The organism is Pseudohongiella sp. (assembly GCF_011050365.1).
Taxonomy (GTDB): Bacteria; Pseudomonadota; Gammaproteobacteria; order Pseudomonadales; family Pseudohongiellaceae; genus Pseudohongiella.
Map to the genome: position 1 here is coordinate 172,942 of NZ_DRFV01000008.1, position 18,509 is coordinate 191,450.

The window sequence follows — 18,509 nt, forward strand, 5'->3', positions numbered from 1 at the left end:
CTAATGGTAAAAGTATATTTTACGGCACAAATACTTAGGGTAATCGAAAGGGGTGTGTAATGAGCAAATGGAGTGCGGGTTATACAGCCGATGTTGGTTATACATTTGGCTACTATACTGAGCTGAACCCGCTGAGAATAAAATTTGCTTTCTTGAACAAAGGGCTGGTATTTCCGGAGGTAGGGACCGCTTGTGAACTTGGCTTTGGGCAGGGATTGAGTGCCACGCTTCATGCTGCCGCATCGATAACGAAATGGTTCGGTACTGATTTTAATCCGGCGCAAGCGAGCTTTGCTCAGGAGCTTGCCGCTGTCTCAGGTGCGGAAGCGCGCCTTTATGACGAATCTTTCGAGGAATTTGCAGCACGCGATGAATTGCCGGAGTTCGAGTATATCGGATTGCATGGAATTTGGAGCTGGATTTCGGACGAGAACAGAGCGATTGTGGTAGATTTTGTCCGTCGTAAACTCAAGGTGGGCGGTGTTCTGTATGTTAGCTACAACACATTGCCTGGCTGGGGTACGTTTGCACCTATGCGGCATTTAATGACGGAGCACGCTGAAGTTATCGGCGCGCAGGGCAGGGGCATCGTGTCACGTATCGATGGCGCTATCGAATTCGCTGACAAACTGATAGCGACGCAGCCGTTGTTCGGTCGCGCCAACCCTGCAGTAGGTGACAGGATAACAAAACTTAAGGGGCAAAATCGACACTATCTTGCCCATGAGTTCTTCAATCGCGACTGGCACCCGATGCACTTTGCTACCATGGCAGAGTGGTTGGAGGCAGCTAAAGTGACTTATGCGTGCTCTGCGCACTATCTTGACAATATCGATACGGTTAATTTGAGTGAAGAGCAAAGAACATTTTTGAACGACATTCCGAATGACATGTTTCGTGAATCAGTTCGTGACTTCATGGTAAACCAGCAGTTTCGAAGAGACTATTGGGTCAAGGGTGCTCGGACGCTCAATGCGCTTGAGCGAGCTGAAGTGATTCGAGAACAAAGGGTTATACTCGTCACGCATCGCCCTGATGTGTCTCTAAAAGTGACAGGGGCTCAAGGTGAGGCTGCTATGAATGAAGGCATTTACAATCCATATCTTGATCTTATGGCGGATCACAAGCCACGTACATTGGCACAAATAGAGCAAGCTTTAATCAAAGACAATATAAATTTAGGAAAAATCATAGAGGCCACCCTTGTGCTTTCCTCTTCGGGCCACATCGCGCCGGTGCAGGAGGAGAGGTTTATTCAAAAAGCCAAAAAGCACGCTGATAAACTAAACTCCGTGATTTGCTCAAAAGCCAGAAGTAGCAACGATATAGGCTTTCTTGCCAGCCCGGTTACTGGCGGGGGTGTTCAGGTCTCGCGATTCAATCAGATGTTTATGCTGGCGATAGACCAGGGGCTCAAACAGCCGGGCGAATGGGCGAATTTCGCGTGGCGGTTGCTGGACCTGCAGGGTCAGAAGCTTCTCAAGGATGGGAGTACGCTGGAGAGCGCCGAGGAAAATATTGCTGAACTGACAGAGGAAGCTGACAAATTTGCGCAGAAACGACTACCAGCACTTAAAGCTTTACTAATAGTCTGAGCAAACAAACCAGCTGTACAAATGCAACGGCAACCACTAAGGTGATGCGCCAATATCGAATCATTAAGTATCAGGAGTTATCATGGGTGCATGGGTAGCGCTTTCACGGAAGGAACATCTCGTCAGCCGTTGTCGTCCACGCGAAGGTTTTGAATTTGCGGCTTCGCGCCAAGTAATACCGGTGATTCTTGCTGAAGTTGTCAAGTTGGTGCCTCACTACGTGACGGGTTTTGTAGAGTCCGATGACGGCTCCTATCAATTGGTGGCGTTGGTGGGCGTTGGCGGGCATAGAAATCTTTATGTCAACAAGGCGTCCCAGTGGCTTTGCAACTACGTACCGGCAAGCTTGAGAGCGTACCCGTTTACTCTTCTAAATGACGCTGACGGAAAGAAGGTTCTTTGTGTCGATGAAGACTACCTCAGTGAAGATGAATCCTTGCCTCGGATCTTCGAGGACGACGGCACTCTAAGTAAAGGAGCTGCAGATACGTTGGAATTTATCACCAAATGTGAGCAAAACCGTTTAGCGACTTCTGATGTTTGTTCAGCACTTGCAGGCGCAGGTCTTATTAAGCCTTGGGAAATCGCAATTGATCGAGGCGAGGACTTCGAGTCAGCAAAGATCGACGGTTTGCATAGAATCGATGAAGAAAAATTCGACTCCATAGGCGCGGACAGCCTGTTAGCTTTGCGCAATGCGGGCGCATTGGGGCTGGCGTACGCGCAGATTTTTTCAACTGCACAAATGGAGCAATTGACGCAGCGGGCTAAATATCTGGCGAATGAAAGCTCAAAAGTGCCCCCTTCTTCCAGTTTGGAGAATTTGTTTAGCAGCGATGATTCTGGCTCGTTGAATTTCGATGCACTTGATTCATGAAAAAATCATAAGCTCGAGCTACATGTGCACAACAAGGCAATGGCGTCGCCCCTGGAGTCGAGATGACCACTCAGAACCCCAAAGACACTACCTATCCCATCAGCAAACAGTTCAACATGCACTTCAGTCCCTATGAAGACCGCCTGGTTGTGCGGGCAAAACGGGTAGGTGATAGCGAGGTGCATATGTTGCTTACCCGGCGCATGGTGATGCTGATCTTGCAGCAGTTGCTGAACAAGCTGCCCGAGCTGACCGGACTGGAGAAGACGCCGGCGATGTATTGGCAGGAAGTGCTACAAATGGCACATCAGGAGGCAATGGCCTCCAAGGTCGCTGCTGATAAAGAGATTGCTGATCGGCAAATGGCTGCGCAGGCAGACAACGCTGAGGAAAGGAAGGAAGTGGAGAGTGGGGCGTCCGATGGTGCGGATTCAGGCCCTGAGCATGTATTCCTGGCAACCGAGCTGGCGGTGCAGTCCGGCGATGAACGCCTGATGCTGGCTTTTAAAGGCCTGCCCATGCCCGACGCGATGGTCAAGCCCAGCCAGTTCGTGCCCATTTTTGCCATCCCGCTGGAGGTGGAAAATGTGCACCAGCTGATAGAGCTGCTGATTGATAAATGTCAGCAGGCGCAGTGGCACCTGCCGCTGGAGCTGCCGTGGATTGAGCCTCCGACGGAGGACACAGGCAACAACAAGAAATATTCTTTGCGCCATCATTAAGCCCTTTACATCCCAATAGCCCATCCAGCGCTGACAGTGTATAATGCGACCGTACATGATCTGCAGCACTCTGTTCCGACGTACAGAGTGTCTAGTCTTTTCCAAGCCAGGAGTTGAAGAATGTTGAGCAACGGTCTTAAATCCCGTGTAGTTAAACTCGGCCTGTTGGTTCTGAGTCTCGGTCTTGCCGGCTCAGTATGGGCTCAGTCCATGAGTGAGCAGCAGATTGCCGAGCGTCTGCAGCCGGCGGGTAATGTATGCCTGGCCGGTGAAGAGTGCGCCTCCGGTGGTGCTACCGTGGCGGCGAGTGCCGCCAGTGCTGTATTCAGTGCAGAAGCCACCTATAACCAGTATTGTGCAATGTGCCACAACACCGGTATGGCCGGTGCGCCGGAGCGCAGCAACGCTGCCCATTGGGAAGCGCGTATCGCGGATGCCGGCATTGACACGATAGTCAGCAATGCGATCAGTGGTATTAATGCCATGCCGCCGCGCGGCATGTGTTCAACCTGTTCGGATGACCAGATCGCCGAGCTGGTGGATTACCTGTCAGGTAATTAGAAAATCCTTTGATTATTCATCTGCGGTTCAGTTTGAATGGCAGATAATGACTGTAAAACCGCAGTACTAATTTAATGCGTGACGTAAGGGGTATTAACGTGAAATTGAAGAACCTTGTAAAAACCGGTGTTGCACTGTCAGGTCTGATCCTGGCGTCTGTTATGACTGTAGGTGGTGTATCGGCGGATCAGCAGTCCCTGACACTGGCGCAGGTTTCAGAAGGCTTCAGCGCTGAGCGTACTTACCAGCAAAGCTGTGCGGCATGTCACAACAGCGGCGCAGCAGGCGCACCTGTATTCGGCAACTCTGAAGACTGGTCAGCACGCGCTGAAAAAGGCAAAGAGACGCTGTACCAGAACACCATCAATGGTTACAACAACATCATGCCACCTAAAGGCATGTGCTTTACCTGCTCCGATGACGAGCTGAAAGCAGTTGTGGATTACGTTCTGGCTGAAAGCGTCGAGTAAGTAGACGCTATCAGGGGACGGAGTAATTAAAAAGGGGACGGAGGAGTTTAAACTCCTCCGTCCCCTTTTTGTTTCAAGCGTTAGCGCTCATCATAGTGTCCACCCAGGGCAAATACATAAATCGATGTCTCATCGAATTTATAAACAATACGATCTTTCCGGGATAGCCGGCGCGACCAAAACCCGGATAAATTGTGTTTCAATGGTTCTGGTTTGCCTGTTCCCAGACCGGGGTCAGCACAGTGAATAAGCTCCTTGATAATCTTGCGCGTAGCATCGTGCAGCTTCCTGTCCTTCAGGCGCATAGTCTCATACGCTTCCCAGGTCCTACCCTCAAACACCAGTGATCTCATCCATTTGCTCTTTGGTTGGCGTGTATCCGTTACGCTCGGCATGAGTTTTGGTCGACTCTGCTATCTGCTGCATCAGCTTGCTGTTCTGTAAAACATACAAGGTTTCCTGTTCGCGCTCCCAATCTTCGGCGCTGACCACTACAAAGTCATCGCCGGATCGTCTAGTGACCCGGAGCGGTTCGTGGTCTCTCAGGCTTTGCTCTACGAGCTTTTTCAGATTATCTCTGAACTTGTTAACACTGACTGTGTCCATGCTGGCCACCATATTATGTACGGGAATACCGTACGATTCTACGTGGGCTTACATGTCAAATACAAGTGCCCGGGGGTTATTTAGTTGAATATCCGGAGGCCTGCCGGATTTCATTCATTTAAAAGGGGACGGAGGAGTTTAAACTCCTCCGTCCCCTTTACCCGCCCAGCAATTCCCGCAACCCCGCCAACGCATCGAGCCCCTTCTGCTTTTTCTGCTCCGGCGTGCTGTCACCACGGCCTTCCCATTGCAGGTTGTCCTGCGGCAGCTCTTCCAGGAAACGGCTGGGTGTGCAACTGATCACCTCACCAAACTGTTTGCGCTTTTTGGTCAGGGTAAACACCAGGCCGCGCTGGGCGCGGGTGATACCCACATAGGCCAGCCGGCGTTCCTCTTCAATGTCGTCGTTCTCGATGCTGTTGCGGTGCGGCAGCAGCTCCTCCTCCATACCCATGATGAACACCCAGGGAAACTCCAGGCCCTTGGCGGCGTGCAGGGTCATCAGCTGTACCTGGTTTTCCACAGCATCGTCTTCCTGGCGCTCCAGCAGGTCGCGCAGGATGAGTTTGTTGATGGCCGCTTCGATATTGTCGGCCTCGCTCAGCTCGTCATTGCCGGCATCTTCAGCAGCCTTGCGCAGACTCTTGGCGAGGGACTCCACCAGCAGCTGCACATTGCCGATTGAGCGTTCAGCGGCGTTGGGGGTGGCGCTGTTCTGATGCAGCCAGCCGTCGTAATCAATGTCGTTGATCATCTCGCGGATGGCTCTGATCGGGTCATCCTGCTGGCAGTGGCGGGCGACACCGCGCAGCCAGTGACTGAAGCGGCGCAGCTTGTCTATTTGTGGCGCCGGCATCACCTGTTCCAGCCCCATCTCATCACAGGCCGCCATCAGGCTGACACCACGCTCGTTGGCGTAGGTGCCCAGGCCTTCGAGAATGGACGGACCGATTTTGCGGCGCGGGGTATTGATGATGCGCAGGAACGCATTGTCGTCATCCGGATTAATCAGCAGGCGCAGGTAGGCCATGATGTCCTTGATCTCGGCGCGCGAGAAAAAGGAAGTACCGCCACTGAGCTGGTACGGGATCTGATGCGCCTGCAGTTTGATCTCCAGCAGACGGGCCTGGTGGTTGCCGCGATACAGCACGGCAAAGTCGCCGTATTTGAGCTGTTTGTGTACACACAGGCTCAGGATTTCGGTGCAGATGCGCTCGGCTTCGGCGTCCTGATCCGGCACTGCCAGCACGCGCATGGGTTCACCCAGTCCCAGCTCACTCCACAGGCTTTTGTCGTAGATGTGCGGGTTATTGGCAATCAGGGTATTGGCGGCCTGCAGGATGATGTTGCTGGAGCGGTAATTCTGCTCCAGCTTGATGACCTTGAGATTGGGATAGTCATTCTGCAGCTCCAGCATGTTCTCTGGCCGCGCGCCACGCCACGCGTAAATGGACTGATCGTCGTCACCCACCACGGTCAGCCCGTTGCGCGGGCCCACCAGCAGTTTGACCAGCAGGTACTGACTGGTGTTGGTGTCCTGGTATTCGTCGACCAGTAAATAGTGCACGCGGTTTTGCCAGCGCTCCAGCACGGCGGGTTTGTCCTGAAACAGGACGGCGGGCATCAGAATCAGGTCGTCAAAGTCGACGGCATTAAACGCGCGCAGATGACGTTGATACTGTTCATAGACACGGGCGGCAAATACGCTGTCGGCATCCTGTGCGCTGGCCAGCGCCTGGGGCGGCAACAGCAAATCGTTTTTCCAGTCCGAAATCTGGTTCTGTATCGTGCGCAGGCTGGCCTCGTCGACGTCCTGCTCTTTCAACATCAAACTTTTCAGCAGCGCCAGGGCATCCTGGCCGTCGAAAATGGAGAAGCCGCTTTTTAAACCCAGGTGTTTGAGCTCGTGCCGGATGATGGTCAGCCCCAGATGATGAAAGGTAGCGATGGTCAGTCCGCGTGCGCTGGCACCCTCGGTGTTGGCGCGCAGCAGGCGACCTACCCGCTCTTTCATTTCCCGTGCGGCTTTGTTGGTAAAGGTCACGGCACAGATTTTATGTGCCGGAATATTGCACTGGTTTATCAGGTAAGAGATTTTTTGTGTTATAACGCTGGTTTTGCCGCTGCCGGCCCCCGCCAGTACCAGTAGTGGGGAGCCGATGTAGCGCACGGCTTCTTTCTGTCGGGGGTTGAGCTTGTTCACAACGGTAGCATGATTCCTGCGCTAGAGATGGACAACGGCCGCGTAGTATACCCTATGCCGGCAGCGACAACCCGGGCGTGACGAGATCCGTGACTGATGTGGTAACTTCAGGCCCAGGTGTGATGATTTTACGGGTAAATTCCGTAAATGTGAGCTGCATCACCCTAAATTATGCAAGTTTATGAATAACTGGCCGATAACTGAAACTGGAGTAGTCCCTTAAGGGATTGTATGGACCCTGATGTTACGCCCAAGCCGGGAGCTGCGCAGTGCGCATATTGCTAATTTCTGAGCAGGACAGCGACCACAGTCTGGTAGAACGCCTGCTGCATAGTATTACCGACATCCCCAGCGAACTGGTCAGCTGCCCGGCTGATCCGCATGCGTTGGCGGCACGGGATCTGGGTCGTTTTGCCCTGATGCTGTGGGGCACCGTCTCCGATGTGCAGATTGCTGCGCGCCTGCTGATGGAGCTCAGCCGCCAGCATATTGCCCTGCCTCTGGTGGTGCTGACCGACAAACCGGCCGCTGGCAGCGACCGTCACCAGGCCTCTACCAAGGATTTTGAGGTGTTGTCCCGCGACACCCTGAGTGCGCCGCTGCTCAGAAGTGCGCTGCTGCATTTTGGCGCCCGCCGGCAACAGTCCGGTTCAATGCCCGCGCGGGTACCGGATCCCCTGACCGGTCTGAGTAATCGCCAGCATCTGCGTGAGCAGTTGGCAACGGTCCTGGCTGACAAAAGCGAACCGGCTTGCGTGGCATTGCTGCTGATTGATGTGGACCAGTTCAAGAAAGTGAATGTGTCCTATGGTCAGGGCGCCGGTGACGCGCTGATTCAGTTGATTGCCGAGCGCATCCAGTCATGTCTGGCGCCGACTCAGCGCCTGGCACGAATAGGCGGCAATGAGTTTGCCGTGGTTTTCCAGAACACGGTGGGTTCGGTGGAGGCAGAAGCAACCTTGCGCACGGATGCCATTCTGCAAGGCATGAACAAACCCTTCCCGCTGGCCCGCCACGCGGTCAAGATGCACGTGAGTATGGGCCTGGCGATCAAGGATGCCGGTCTCATGACGGTGGATACGCTGTTTGCCCACGCCGACATGGCGATGCGGGTTGCCAAACTGGATCGGGGCAACACCTGCAAACTGTATACCCGCGATATGACCGACTCGGCGCAAAAGGAGTTGAAGCTGGAATCCGAAATCCGGCGGAGTCTGCGCAAAGAGGATTTTGTGCTGCACTTTCAGCCGCGCATTGATATCAGCCGGAATCGTATTGTGGGTGTGGAGGCGCTGGTGCGCTGGCAGCATCCGGTGCGTGGGCTGTTGCAACCGGGGGCCTTTATTCGTGTGGCAGAGGAAAGCGGCCTTATTGTGCCGTTGGGGTACTGGGTTATCCACGCTGCCTGCAAATACCTGAATGAGCTCTCTGCCAAGGGTTATGACCATGTTCAGATTGCGGTGAACGTGGCCTTTAAGCAGTTCCAGGATGGCAACTTTGTGCGCACGGTGGCCAACATCATTCGCAAACATGATATCGCCCCGGGCCGTTTGGAGTTCGAGCTGACCGAAACCACCATGATGATCGAGGGTAGCGCGGTCGATCAGAGCCTGCGTCAGCTCAGTGAGCTGGGCATTGCGATCTCGCTGGATGACTTTGGTACCGGATATTCTTCGTTTGCGCATATTCAGCGGCTGCCGATTTCGGCGCTGAAGATTGACCGCTCTTTTGTCAGCGGTGTGCAGAAGAATCTGGATGATGCCACTATTGTCAAAGCCATCATCAACCTGGCCCACAGTCTGAACATGGAAGTGATTGCCGAAGGCGCCGAGACAGTTGAGCAGGTGGACTTCCTGCGCGAGCACGAATGTGATCAGGTGCAGGGCTACTTCTTCAGCCGACCCATCAGTTATGACGACTTTATTGTACTGCTGGCGCTGGAGCGTGAACGCGGTTTTGAGTCGGTGCTGTCGTCAGCCGCAGCGCAAAGCTGAGACGCTTGTTCGTTCGCCAGCGCGTTTTTTGAAAAATTTCTTGTGCAATCCTCCCCTGTTTGAACTACAACACTGATACAGCTTTCATCATGGAGGATGAGCGTGTCACTAGCTGTGGTCTACACAAGGGCAAATCAGGGAGTTGACTCTCCATTGGTGACGGTGGAAACCCACCTGTCCAATGGCTTGCCGGCGTTGTCGATGGTGGGCCTGCCGGAAACCGCGGTCAAGGAAAGCCGCGAGCGGGTGCGCAGTGCCATTCTGAATGCCGGCCTGGAGTTTCCGGCGCGGCGCATCACCATTAACATGGCGCCGGCCGGGGTGCCTAAAAGCGGCGGTCGCTATGACCTGGCCATTGCCCTGAGCATTCTGTCAGCCTCGGGGCAGGTGCCATCGGAAAAACTGGCCACCACCGAAATTCTGGGCGAACTGGCACTGGCAGGCGATGTCCGCAGTGTCCAGGGAGTATTGCCGGCAGTGATTGCTGCGCGCGATGCCGGACGCAGTTTGCTGGTGCCGGCGGCCAACACGGCCGAAGCCAGTCTGGTCGCCGGCTCGACCACGTTTGCCGTTGCCACCTTGCAGGAAGCCTGTCAGCATTTTGTGGATCAGCCGTTGTCCCCGCTGGCGCATACGCGTGGGGACGCCGGAACGGGCGTGTTGCAACGCAATACCGATATTGCCGATATTCGTGGGCAGCATCTGGCCAAGCGCGCATTGTTGATTGCGGCGGCCGGCTCGCACAATATGCTGATGGTCGGCCCACCGGGCACCGGTAAAACATTGCTGGCCAATACCCTGCCCGGCTTGCTGCCGATGCTGAGTGAAGCACATGCCCTGGAGGCCGCGTCGATCCGTTCGGTGGCCGGGCAGCCCCTGAGTCCGGCGCAGTGGGCCTTGCCTCCGTTCCGGGCGCCGCACCACAGTGCCAGCGGTGTTGCCATGGTCGGCGGTGGTCGTCATCTGACGCCGGGTGAGGTGACACTGGCCCATGCCGGGGTGCTGTTTCTGGATGAGCTGACCGAGTTCAAGCGCCATGTGCTGGAATGTCTGCGCGAGCCATTGGAGTCAGGCACAGTGACAATTGCGCGCGCCGACTATCGGGTGACATTCCCGGCAAAACTGCAATTAATATCTGCGATGAATCCCTGCCCTTGTGGATACCACGGCGACAGCCAGGGTCAGTGTCGCTGCACACCGGAGCGTATCGCGCGCTATCTGGAGAAGATATCAGGGCCCTTGCTGGATCGGATTGATCTGCATGTTGAGGTGCCGCGACTGGATTACCGAGAATTGATGGGGCGTGAACCGATGGGGCGTGAAAGCATGGATGCGGGCAATTGTGACAGTGCTGTCCAGACCAGCGAGGCACTGCGCGCCCGGGTGATCGCGGCCCGGCAGGTGCAGATGGCCCGTTCAGGCGTGTTGAACAGCCGGCTGACGGCGGCGCAACTGGAGTTGGTGTGTGCGCTGAACAGTGACAGTGATGCCCTTTTGCAGCAAATTGTGGAGCGCCTGCGGCTGTCCGCCCGGGCCTGTCATCGTCTGATCAAGCTGGCGCGCACGATTGCGGATCTGGAATCGAGTCCGGACATCGGCCCCCGGCACCTCGCGGAGGCGGCCAGCTATCGGGGCATCAGCGCTTTAAATGTGTCTCCAGCGCTTTAACCGCCTCTTCCAGTTCCCCGATGCGCTCCTCAGCGCGGTTCAGCGCCCGCGTTTGTGCGTCAAACTCTTCGCGGGTCAGCAGGTCCATCTTCGCCAGTGATTGCTTCACGGCGCCCCTGACAGTCTCCCTGACCTCTTCCCCGGCCGCGCTGACCTGTGGCAATACCTTGCTGATCTGTTCGCTAAGTTCATCAATAATTGAGCGCTTGGTCATGAGTTTCCCCTTTTAATAAGTCGATTCTGTGCCTCCCCGGCATTATGGCATTTCAACACGCCAAAGGGGACGCAGGGATTAAAGGGGGCGGAGATTAGATTTGCTCCGCAAATCCCTCCGTCTTCTGTAGAGACCCTTCAGAAGCACGGTCGATTGTGGTGCGATCAAAAAATGCTTTGCACCATGGTGGTGCGTCAAATGTTTCTTATCACCGCCATAATGCGTACTGATCACCGTTCAAATGCGTATCTAACTGATATAAAAGTGGATATTCAATATGGCACGGCCCGTGCATAGTGTCTGTCAGGTGTATCTGCACTGAATAGGCGGCGCAGGTATTAACAAGAAAGGAGCGAGACATGAAGTTAGTAACGGCGATTATCAAGCCTTTCAAGCTGGACGATGCCCGTGAGGCACTGTCCGAGATTGGCGTACAAGGCATTACGGTGACCGAAGTTAAAGGGTTCGGTCGTCAGAAAGGTCACACCGAGTTGTATCGTGGCGCAGAATACGTGGTGGATTTCCTTCCCAAAGTAAAGATTGAAGTGGCTATCGGTGATGAACTGCTGGATCAGACACTCGAGGCGATCACCAAGGCGGCCAATACAGGCAAGATCGGTGACGGCAAGATCTTTGTTGCGGACCTGACTCAGGTAATCCGTATCCGAACTGGTGAAACTGGAGAAGCAGCTGTTTAAAGGCTGACTAAGATCTCAAGCGGAGGAAATAACGGTGGAAAACCAAATTTTTGAACTGCAGTACGCTATGGACACCTTCTACTTTCTGGTGTGCGGCGCACTGGTAATGTGGATGGCAGCCGGCTTCTCAATGTTGGAAGCAGGTCTGGTACGAGCAAAGAACACAACTGAAATTCTGACCAAGAACGTCGCACTGTTCGCGGTCTCCTGCACCATGTATCTGGTGTGCGGTTACGCCATTATGTACGGTGGCGGCTACTTCCTGACCGGTATCGCCGGTGGCGAGACGCTGGTCGCAGACGCACTGGCATCAAAAGCCGAAGCAGGCTTTGACGGTGGCTCTGTCTACTCTGGCGCTTCTGACTTCTTCTTCCAGGTTGTATTCGTGGCGACAGCAATGTCCATCGTGTCTGGTGCGGTCGCTGAGCGCATGAAACTTTGGGCCTTCCTGGCGTTTGCTGTGGTCATGACCGGCTTCATCTATCCGATGGAAGGTGCGTGGACATGGGGCGGCGCGTCTGTCTTCGGTATGTACACACTGGGCGACCTGGGCTTCTCTGACTTCGCTGGTTCCGGCATCGTACACATGGCAGGTGCTGCTGCAGCGCTGGCTGGTGTGATTCTGCTGGGTGCCCGTAAAGGCAAATACGCCGCTGACGGCACTGCCCGCGCTATTCCGGGTGCCAACCTGCCGCTGGCCACACTGGGTATGTTTATCCTGTGGATGGGCTGGTTCGGTTTTAACGGCGGCTCTGTACTGAAGCTGGCTGATGTTGCCAACTCCAACGCCGTAGCCATGGTGTTCCTGAACACCAACGCAGCAGCATCAGGTGGCCTGATCGCAGCGCTGATTACTGCACGCCTGCTGTTCGGCAAGGCTGATCTGACCATGGCACTGAACGGTGCGCTGGCTGGCCTGGTAGCTATTACTGCTGAGCCTTCTACGCCGACTGCACTGATGGCAACCCTCTTCGGTGGCCTGGGTGGCATACTGGTCGTGTTCAGCATCATCTTCCTGGACAAGATCAAGATCGACGATCCGGTCGGTGCCATCTCTGTTCACGGTACCTGCGGTCTGCTGGGTCTGTTGCTGGTGCCAATCACCAACGACGGTTCAAGCTTCACTGGCCAGATCATCGGCGCCCTGACTATCTTCGTCTGGGTATTCGTGACCAGCTTCATCGTCTGGATAGCCCTGAAAGCCGTCATCGGTATCCGGGTATCTGAAGAAGAGGAAGATCAAGGTGTGGATATCTCCGAGTGTGGCCTCGAGGCCTATCCGGAATTCACCAAGTAAGTCTGACTCTCGCAAAAAAAAGCCGGGCTCATTGAGCCCGGCTTTTTTTTTGCTTAATGGGGACGGAGGGAATAAAAAGTATTCCCTCCGTCCCCATTAACTTAAAAGTCGCCCCACTGCAGTTGCAGGGCGGTGAGTGCTACCACCGGTGCCGTTTCAGTGCGCAAGACCCGCGGACCCAGTTTGACGGTGGCAAAGCCGGCTGCAATCGCCAGCGATTTTTCAGTGTCGCTGGTGCCGCCTTCGGGCCCGACCAGCAGACACACAGCATCGGGTGCGGCGCCACTGAAGCCGGCCGATCCGGTATGGTCCAGCAGGAAACCCTGTCCGGCCGGCACCGCCGTAACCCATTCGGTCAGCGGCATCGGGCTGTGAATCACCGGCACCGAGCTGCGGCCACATTGTTCGCTGGCGCTGACCGCAACCTTTTGCCAATGCGCCGCGCGTTTATCGGCGCGCTCGTTACTCAGCTTTACTTCGCTGAACTCGGTGAACAGCGGGGTAATCTCGGTGACCCCCAGCTCGGTTGCTTTCTGTATGGCGTAGTCCATGCGCTCGCCGCGCGACAGCCCCAGACCCAGGTGCACCGCCAGTGAGGAATCCGGTGTCGACTTGCGCCTTTCAAGCAGACGGAGCCGGACGTCACGTTTATTGACATCCGTCACCTCGGCCAGAAACTCGCCATCCGCGCCGTTAAACAGCAGGCAGTGCTGCCCGGGTTTTACGCGCAGCACTTTGCCCAGGTAATGCGCCTGGTCGCCGTCCAGCACGACGTCGGTGTCCGGCACCAGGGCATGATCTGTGTAAAATCGGGACAACCGCATATGACCTCCGGCAACTGAACCCGCGTTAGCGCAAGTTGAGTTGCTGCCAGATCTGCCGAACCGGCTCGGTCTGGTTCATGCTGTAAAAGTGCAGGCCCGGCGCGCCACCGGCCAGCAGGTCTTCGCACAGGCTCTGTATCATTTCGATACCGAACTCACGAATGCTGGCGCTGTCATCCCCGTACGCCTGCAGGCGTTGACGAATCCAGCGTGGAATTTCGGCACCGCAACTGTTGCTGAAGCGTTGCAGGTTGGTGAAATTGGTGATCGGCATGATGCCGGGCACAATTGGAATGTCGATGCCAGCTTTGGCACAACTGTCCAGAAAATAGAAATACGCATCCTGATTGTAGAAATACTGCGTAATGGCACTGTTGGCACCGGCATCAATCTTGCGTTTGAAAAAGTCGATGTCAGTGTCATAGCTGTCTGACTGCGGGTGAATCTCGGGGTAACACGCCACTTCAATATGAAAATGGTCACCCGTGGTTTTACGCACGAATTCGATAAGCTCATTGGCATAGTAGTACTGAGAGGCTGTTCCCGTGCCGGAAGGAATGTCGCCACGCAGGGCGACCAGACGGTTGATACCCATGGCCTGGTAACTCTTGAGCAGTGCCTCGATCTCTTCGCGACTTGAACCGCCGAAAGACAGGTGTGGGGCCACATCCGATCCCGCCTGTTTGATGCGGGTGACTGTCTGTCGCGTGCCGTCCTTGGTGGAACCGCCGGCGCCATAAGTCACAGAAAAGAAATCCGGCTTCAGGGCAGTCAGTTCGTCGTGCACAACCTTCAGCTTTTCCACGCCCACGTCAGTGCGGGGCGGAAAGAATTCGAAACTGAAGCGTGCGTCTGTATCTACGATATCCATATATTTTTCTCTCGCACAAACCGCTGGCAGCGGCTATGGCCGCCAGCGGCAACAGCGGGTTTAGTACTTGTAAGACTCGGGCTTGAACGGACCGCTTTCCTTGACGCCAATGTACTTGGCCTGGGTGGCAGTCAGTTTGGTCATCACGCCACCAAAACCACCGACCATCAGGGCCGCGACTTCTTCGTCGAGTTTCTTGGGCAGCACTTCAACGCGCAGCATCTGCGCCTTTTCATCCGTAGAGCGTGATGCAAAGGCCTGCTTGAACATGTGGATCTGCGCAATCACCTGGTTAGCAAACGATCCATCCATAATGCGTGACGGATGACCTGTGGCATTGCCCAGGTTAACCAGACGGCCTTCGGACAACAGGATCAGATAGTTTTCCGGATTCTTTTCCGCGTCACCACGGAATACCTGGTGAACCTGTGGCTTGACCTCGACCCAGTTCCAGTTCTTGCGCATGTAGGCGGTGTCAATTTCGTTGTCGAAGTGACCAATGTTACAGATCACAGCACCATTTTTGACCGACTGCAGCATATTCTTGTCGCAGACATCAATGTTGCCGGTGGTGGTCACGATCAGGTCAGTGTTGCCCAGCAACGCTGTGTCTATATCTTCCAGACGACCTGTGTTGTTGCCATCTTTGTAAGCCGACACGATCTCGTAACCGTCCATACAGGCCTGCATGGCGCAGATCGGATCGATCTCGCTGATTTTAACAATCATGCCTTCCTGGCGCAGGCTCTGCGCAGAACCTTTGCCCACGTCACCGTAACCAACAACCAGTGCTTTTTTGCCCGACAGCAGCATGTCAGTGCCACGTTTGATGGCATCGTTCAGGCTGTGGCGACAGCCGTATTTATTGTCGTTCTTGGACTTGGTCACCGAATCGTTGACGTTGATAGCCGGCACTTTCAGTGAACCTTCTTCCAGCATTTCCAGCAGGCGGTGAACACCGGTAGTAGTCTCTTCAGTGATGCCATGGATGCTGTCGAGCATGGCCGGGTACTTGTCATGCACCATGCCGGTCAGGTCGCCGCCGTCATCCAGCAGCATGTTGGCGTCCCAGGCTTTGCCATCTTTCAGAATGGTCTGCTCAATGCACCATTCGCCTTCTTCTTCAGTTTGTCCTTTCCAGGCGTATACCGCGATACCTTTGGCCGCGATGTATGCCGCCGCATGGTCCTGGGTGGAGAAAATGTTGCACGAAGACCAGCGTACTTCGGCGCCCAGCTCGATCAGCGTTTCGATCAGCACTGCGGTCTGGATGGTCATGTGGATACAGCCGATGATCTTTGCGCCGGCCAGTGGCTGCTCGGCTTTGTAACGTTCGCGCAGTGCCATCAGTGCCGGCATTTCTGCCTGCGCCAGCACAACTTCCTTGCGGCCGTACTCGGCCAGATTAATATCGGCGACTTTATAATCGGTGGTGCTCATAAATAACCCTTATTACGAATGAATTTGTTTACAGACCTGCTGCTTCGCGCAGTGCCTCGGCCTTGTCAGTTTTTTCCCAGGTGAACGCTGCGTCTTCGCGACCAAAGTGGCCGTATGCGGCGGTCGCGAAATAAATCGGACGAATCAGGTCCAGCATTTTGATCAGGCCTTTGGGGCGCAGCTCGAAATGTTCACGCACCAGTTCAACGATACGTTCATCACTGATACGCCCGGTACCAAACGTTTCTACGCTGATCGACGTCGGTTCGGCCACACCAATGGCATAAGACACCTGAATTTCACACCGGTCAGCAATACCGGCGGCAACAATGTTTTTGGCGACATAGCGCGCAGCATACGCTGCTGAACGGTCAACCTTGGAAGGGTCCTTGCCAGAGAAGGCGCCGCCACCGTGGCGTGCCATGCCACCGTAAGTGTCAACGATAATCTTGCGGCCGGTCAGGCCACAGTCACCGAAGGGGCCACCTATCACAAATCGGCCGGTCGGGTTGATAAAGTATTTGGTGTTCGCGTCCAGCCACTCGGCAGGCAGTACCGGTTTGATGATCTCTTCCATCACCGCTTCTTGCAGCGCTTTCTGACTGATGTCTTCGTCGTGCTGGGTAGACAGCACGACGGCATCGATGCCGACCGGTTTGCCGTCCTGATAACGGAAGGTTATCTGGCTCTTGGCATCGGGGCGCAGCCAGGGCAGCGTGCCGTTCTTGCGCACTTCAGCCTGACGCTTGACCAGTCGGTGAGAATAGGTGATCGGTGCTGGCATCAGCACATCGGTCTCATTACTGGCGTAGCCGAACATCAGGCCCTGGTCGCCGGCACCCTGTTCGTGGTCCTGGGTTTCGTCAACGCCCATGGCGATGTCTGGCGATTGTTTGCCGATTGCGTTGAGTACGGCGCAGGAATGGCCATCGAAACCTTTGTCGGAGTGGTCATAACCAATATCGATGACCACTTTACGCGCGATGTCTTCCAGGTCAACGTAGGCTTCAGTGGTGACTTCGCCGGCAACAATCACCATGCCGGTTTTGACCAGCGTTTCGCAGGCTACGCGGGCGTGAGGGTCCTGCTGTAGCAGGTTGTCGAGAACAGCGTCCGAAATCTGGTCGGCGATTTTATCCGGATGTCCTTCGGACACGGACTCGGAGGTGAATAAGCTTGTTGTCATGCTTAAGATCCTTTCTTCTGATGTCAGTTGTTTCGGTTAAAGTCAGTCAATTAAAAGGTTCGGGTAAATACCCGCATCTGTACCTGAAAACCGTTTCGTTGTCCCAGGTAGACACGTTGCCCGCAGTCAAGTCCGGCTTCCTCCGCCCAGGCGTCAAGATCCTGTTCGGTAAAGCCAAGCCACAGATCACCGCAGGATTCGCGTACCCAATCCTGATCATGGTGGCTCAGGTCAATCAGTAACAAGGTGCCGTGGTTATTCAGCAGTTGCGCGCAGTCCCGGAAGGTTTCCCGTGGCGACGGGATATGGTGTAGCACCATATTGTAAATCAGCAGGTCGAATGTCAGACCCTGGCTCAACGCCGCCCGGGTATCGCCATGTATAAAATCTACCGGATTCGATGAACTGTGTTTGCCCAGTCGCTGCGCCAGTGAATTGCGGGCGCGGTTCAGCATCTCCATGGAATTGTCCAGCGCAGTCAGGTGCCGGAACCGGGTCGCCAGCTCGCTCAGCAAAGGGCTCTCACCTGGTCCGACCTCCAGTACCCGGGCCTGTTCCGGCAGTTTCAGGCCCCCCAGCAGGTCGCGCAGGGTGTCGCGGTAATGCGCGTATTCGGCGACCAGCTCCTGCTTTTCCAGAAAGCGCTCAGCGTGACGCTCAAAAAACAGCAGTGACTGCTCGGAGCGTTCATCATGTATCTGTTGTATGCCGCCTGCCAGCTCGCCGCGCAGCGGCAGCTCGTCCAGCGCAGCAAATGCTGATTGTTTGACGGCCAGCATTGCATCGTCTGTCAGCAGCAGCGCGCGGCGGTAAAAAATACTGTTACCTTCGCGCCGGGTGGAGACCAGCCCGGCCCGGGCCAGGATTTTCAGGTGATGACTCAGGGCTGACTGTCGCACGTCGACAATGCGGCATAGCTCCAATACACCAAACGACTCGGCGCGCAGCAGCCGCAGAATATCCAGCCGTAGCGGATCCGCCAGCGCTTTGAACACGCGAGCCAGTTCATCGGCGGTGCGACCGATGGGCAGTTGCGTGTTGATGTCGATCATTTGTGAATGGGTGCTCATAGAGCGCGAACTATACCAGCTGTGGCATCTATATCAAAATATTTTGATAGAGATATGGAGTGGTATAAAGTATAAATCCTTATATATACAGAGATATAGTTAAATATTACGATATATCTTCATATATAACGATTTAATTTAGTTTTACATCATACTCATCATGTATAAAGAGTATGATGTCTAAAGTAACTCTAATCATCATATATCAAGAGT

General features: G+C 54.9%; 18 protein-coding genes. 9 read left to right on the forward strand and 9 right to left on the reverse strand.

Annotation, left to right across the window (positions count from 1 at the left end):
- Positions 1-59: 59 nt before the first annotated feature.
- The 5 genes from ENH71_RS06640 to ENH71_RS06660 all read left to right on the forward strand — a co-directional run bounded on the left by ENH71_RS06640 (position 60) and on the right by ENH71_RS06660 (position 4,225).
- Positions 60-1,595 (forward strand): methyltransferase regulatory domain-containing protein, encoded by a 1,536-nt coding sequence (locus ENH71_RS06640; RefSeq protein WP_294131468.1) that lies wholly within the window; start codon positions 60-62, stop codon positions 1,593-1,595.
- Between the two features lie 82 nt (positions 1,596-1,677).
- Positions 1,678-2,472: a SapC family protein gene (locus ENH71_RS06645; RefSeq protein ID WP_294131471.1), complete on the forward strand. Its 795-nt coding sequence runs from the start codon at positions 1,678-1,680 to the stop codon at positions 2,470-2,472.
- A 62-nt stretch (positions 2,473-2,534) separates the two neighbouring features.
- Positions 2,535-3,194 (forward strand): hypothetical protein, encoded by a 660-nt coding sequence (locus ENH71_RS06650; RefSeq protein ID WP_294131473.1) that lies wholly within the window; start codon positions 2,535-2,537, stop codon positions 3,192-3,194.
- A gap of 120 nt (positions 3,195-3,314) precedes the next feature.
- Positions 3,315-3,755, forward strand: coding sequence for a c-type cytochrome (locus ENH71_RS06655; RefSeq protein WP_294131476.1), 441 nt, complete (start codon positions 3,315-3,317; stop codon positions 3,753-3,755).
- 98 nt (positions 3,756-3,853) lie between these two features.
- Positions 3,854-4,225 (forward strand): c-type cytochrome, encoded by a 372-nt coding sequence (locus ENH71_RS06660; protein ID WP_294131478.1) that lies wholly within the window; start codon positions 3,854-3,856, stop codon positions 4,223-4,225.
- Positions 4,226-4,305: 80 nt separating this feature from the next.
- On the opposite strand, the gene ENH71_RS06665 is transcribed toward ENH71_RS06660, so the two are convergent.
- The 3 genes from ENH71_RS06665 to rep form a co-directional block, all read right to left on the reverse strand.
- A complete protein-coding gene (locus tag ENH71_RS06665) occupies positions 4,306-4,578 on the reverse strand; it encodes a Txe/YoeB family addiction module toxin (protein ID WP_294131481.1) in 273 nt (90 codons plus the stop codon).
- Entirely contained in the window at positions 4,559-4,831 is a 273-nt protein-coding gene (locus ENH71_RS06670) for a type II toxin-antitoxin system Phd/YefM family antitoxin (RefSeq protein ID WP_294131484.1), read from the reverse strand. Before ENH71_RS06670 ends, ENH71_RS06665 begins: the two co-directional genes overlap by 20 nt.
- Positions 4,832-4,988: 157 nt before the next feature.
- Positions 4,989-7,034, reverse strand: a complete 2,046-nt coding sequence (gene rep, locus ENH71_RS06675; RefSeq protein ID WP_294131486.1) for a DNA helicase Rep — start codon at positions 7,032-7,034, stop codon at positions 4,989-4,991.
- A gap of 269 nt (positions 7,035-7,303) precedes the next feature.
- On the opposite strand from rep, the gene ENH71_RS06680 reads away from it, so the two are divergent.
- Positions 7,304-9,028, forward strand: a complete 1,725-nt coding sequence (locus ENH71_RS06680) for a putative bifunctional diguanylate cyclase/phosphodiesterase (RefSeq protein WP_294131489.1) — start codon at positions 7,304-7,306, stop codon at positions 9,026-9,028.
- Between the two features lie 102 nt (positions 9,029-9,130).
- The gene (locus tag ENH71_RS06685; RefSeq protein ID WP_294131491.1) at positions 9,131-10,696 is read left to right on the forward strand and encodes a YifB family Mg chelatase-like AAA ATPase; all 1,566 of its coding nucleotides are present in this window, start codon (positions 9,131-9,133) and stop codon (positions 10,694-10,696) included.
- On the opposite strand, the gene ENH71_RS06690 is transcribed toward ENH71_RS06685, so the two are convergent.
- Complete coding sequence (locus ENH71_RS06690; protein ID WP_294131494.1) at positions 10,665-10,910, reverse strand: accessory factor UbiK family protein; 246 nt, start codon at positions 10,908-10,910, stop codon at positions 10,665-10,667. The genes ENH71_RS06685 and ENH71_RS06690 overlap by 32 nt on opposite strands.
- Before the next feature lie 359 nt (positions 10,911-11,269).
- On the opposite strand from ENH71_RS06690, the gene glnK reads away from it, so the two are divergent.
- Together glnK and amtB are read left to right on the forward strand one after the other, a co-directional pair.
- On the forward strand, positions 11,270-11,608 hold the full coding sequence (gene glnK / locus ENH71_RS06695) for a P-II family nitrogen regulator (protein WP_294131496.1): 339 nt from the start codon (positions 11,270-11,272) through the stop codon (positions 11,606-11,608).
- 67 nt (positions 11,609-11,675) lie between these two features.
- Positions 11,676-12,905 (forward strand): ammonium transporter AmtB, encoded by a 1,230-nt coding sequence (gene amtB / locus ENH71_RS06700; RefSeq protein ID WP_414704687.1) that lies wholly within the window; start codon positions 11,676-11,678, stop codon positions 12,903-12,905.
- Positions 12,906-13,006: 101 nt separating this feature from the next.
- Here amtB and ENH71_RS06705 read toward each other — a convergent pair whose 3' ends face one another.
- Genes ENH71_RS06705 through ENH71_RS06725 form a run of 5 tightly spaced genes read right to left on the reverse strand, consistent with a single transcriptional unit; the run spans position 13,007 to position 18,296 of the window.
- Positions 13,007-13,729 (reverse strand): 16S rRNA (uracil(1498)-N(3))-methyltransferase, encoded by a 723-nt coding sequence (locus ENH71_RS06705; RefSeq protein ID WP_294131501.1) that lies wholly within the window; start codon positions 13,727-13,729, stop codon positions 13,007-13,009.
- A gap of 25 nt (positions 13,730-13,754) precedes the next feature.
- Positions 13,755-14,600: a methylenetetrahydrofolate reductase [NAD(P)H] gene (gene metF / locus ENH71_RS06710; RefSeq protein ID WP_294131504.1), complete on the reverse strand. Its 846-nt coding sequence runs from the start codon at positions 14,598-14,600 to the stop codon at positions 13,755-13,757.
- A gap of 60 nt (positions 14,601-14,660) precedes the next feature.
- Positions 14,661-16,040 carry an adenosylhomocysteinase gene (gene ahcY / locus ENH71_RS06715; protein ID WP_294131508.1) on the reverse strand — a complete coding sequence of 460 codons (1,380 nt, stop codon included), beginning with the start codon at positions 16,038-16,040 and terminating at the stop codon, positions 14,661-14,663.
- A 28-nt stretch (positions 16,041-16,068) separates the two neighbouring features.
- Positions 16,069-17,226, reverse strand: a complete 1,158-nt coding sequence (gene metK, locus ENH71_RS06720) for a methionine adenosyltransferase (protein ID WP_294131511.1) — start codon at positions 17,224-17,226, stop codon at positions 16,069-16,071.
- Positions 17,227-17,276: 50 nt separating this feature from the next.
- Positions 17,277-18,296: an ArsR/SmtB family transcription factor gene (locus ENH71_RS06725; protein WP_294131514.1), complete on the reverse strand. Its 1,020-nt coding sequence runs from the start codon at positions 18,294-18,296 to the stop codon at positions 17,277-17,279.
- Positions 18,297-18,509: the final 213 nt, after the last annotated feature.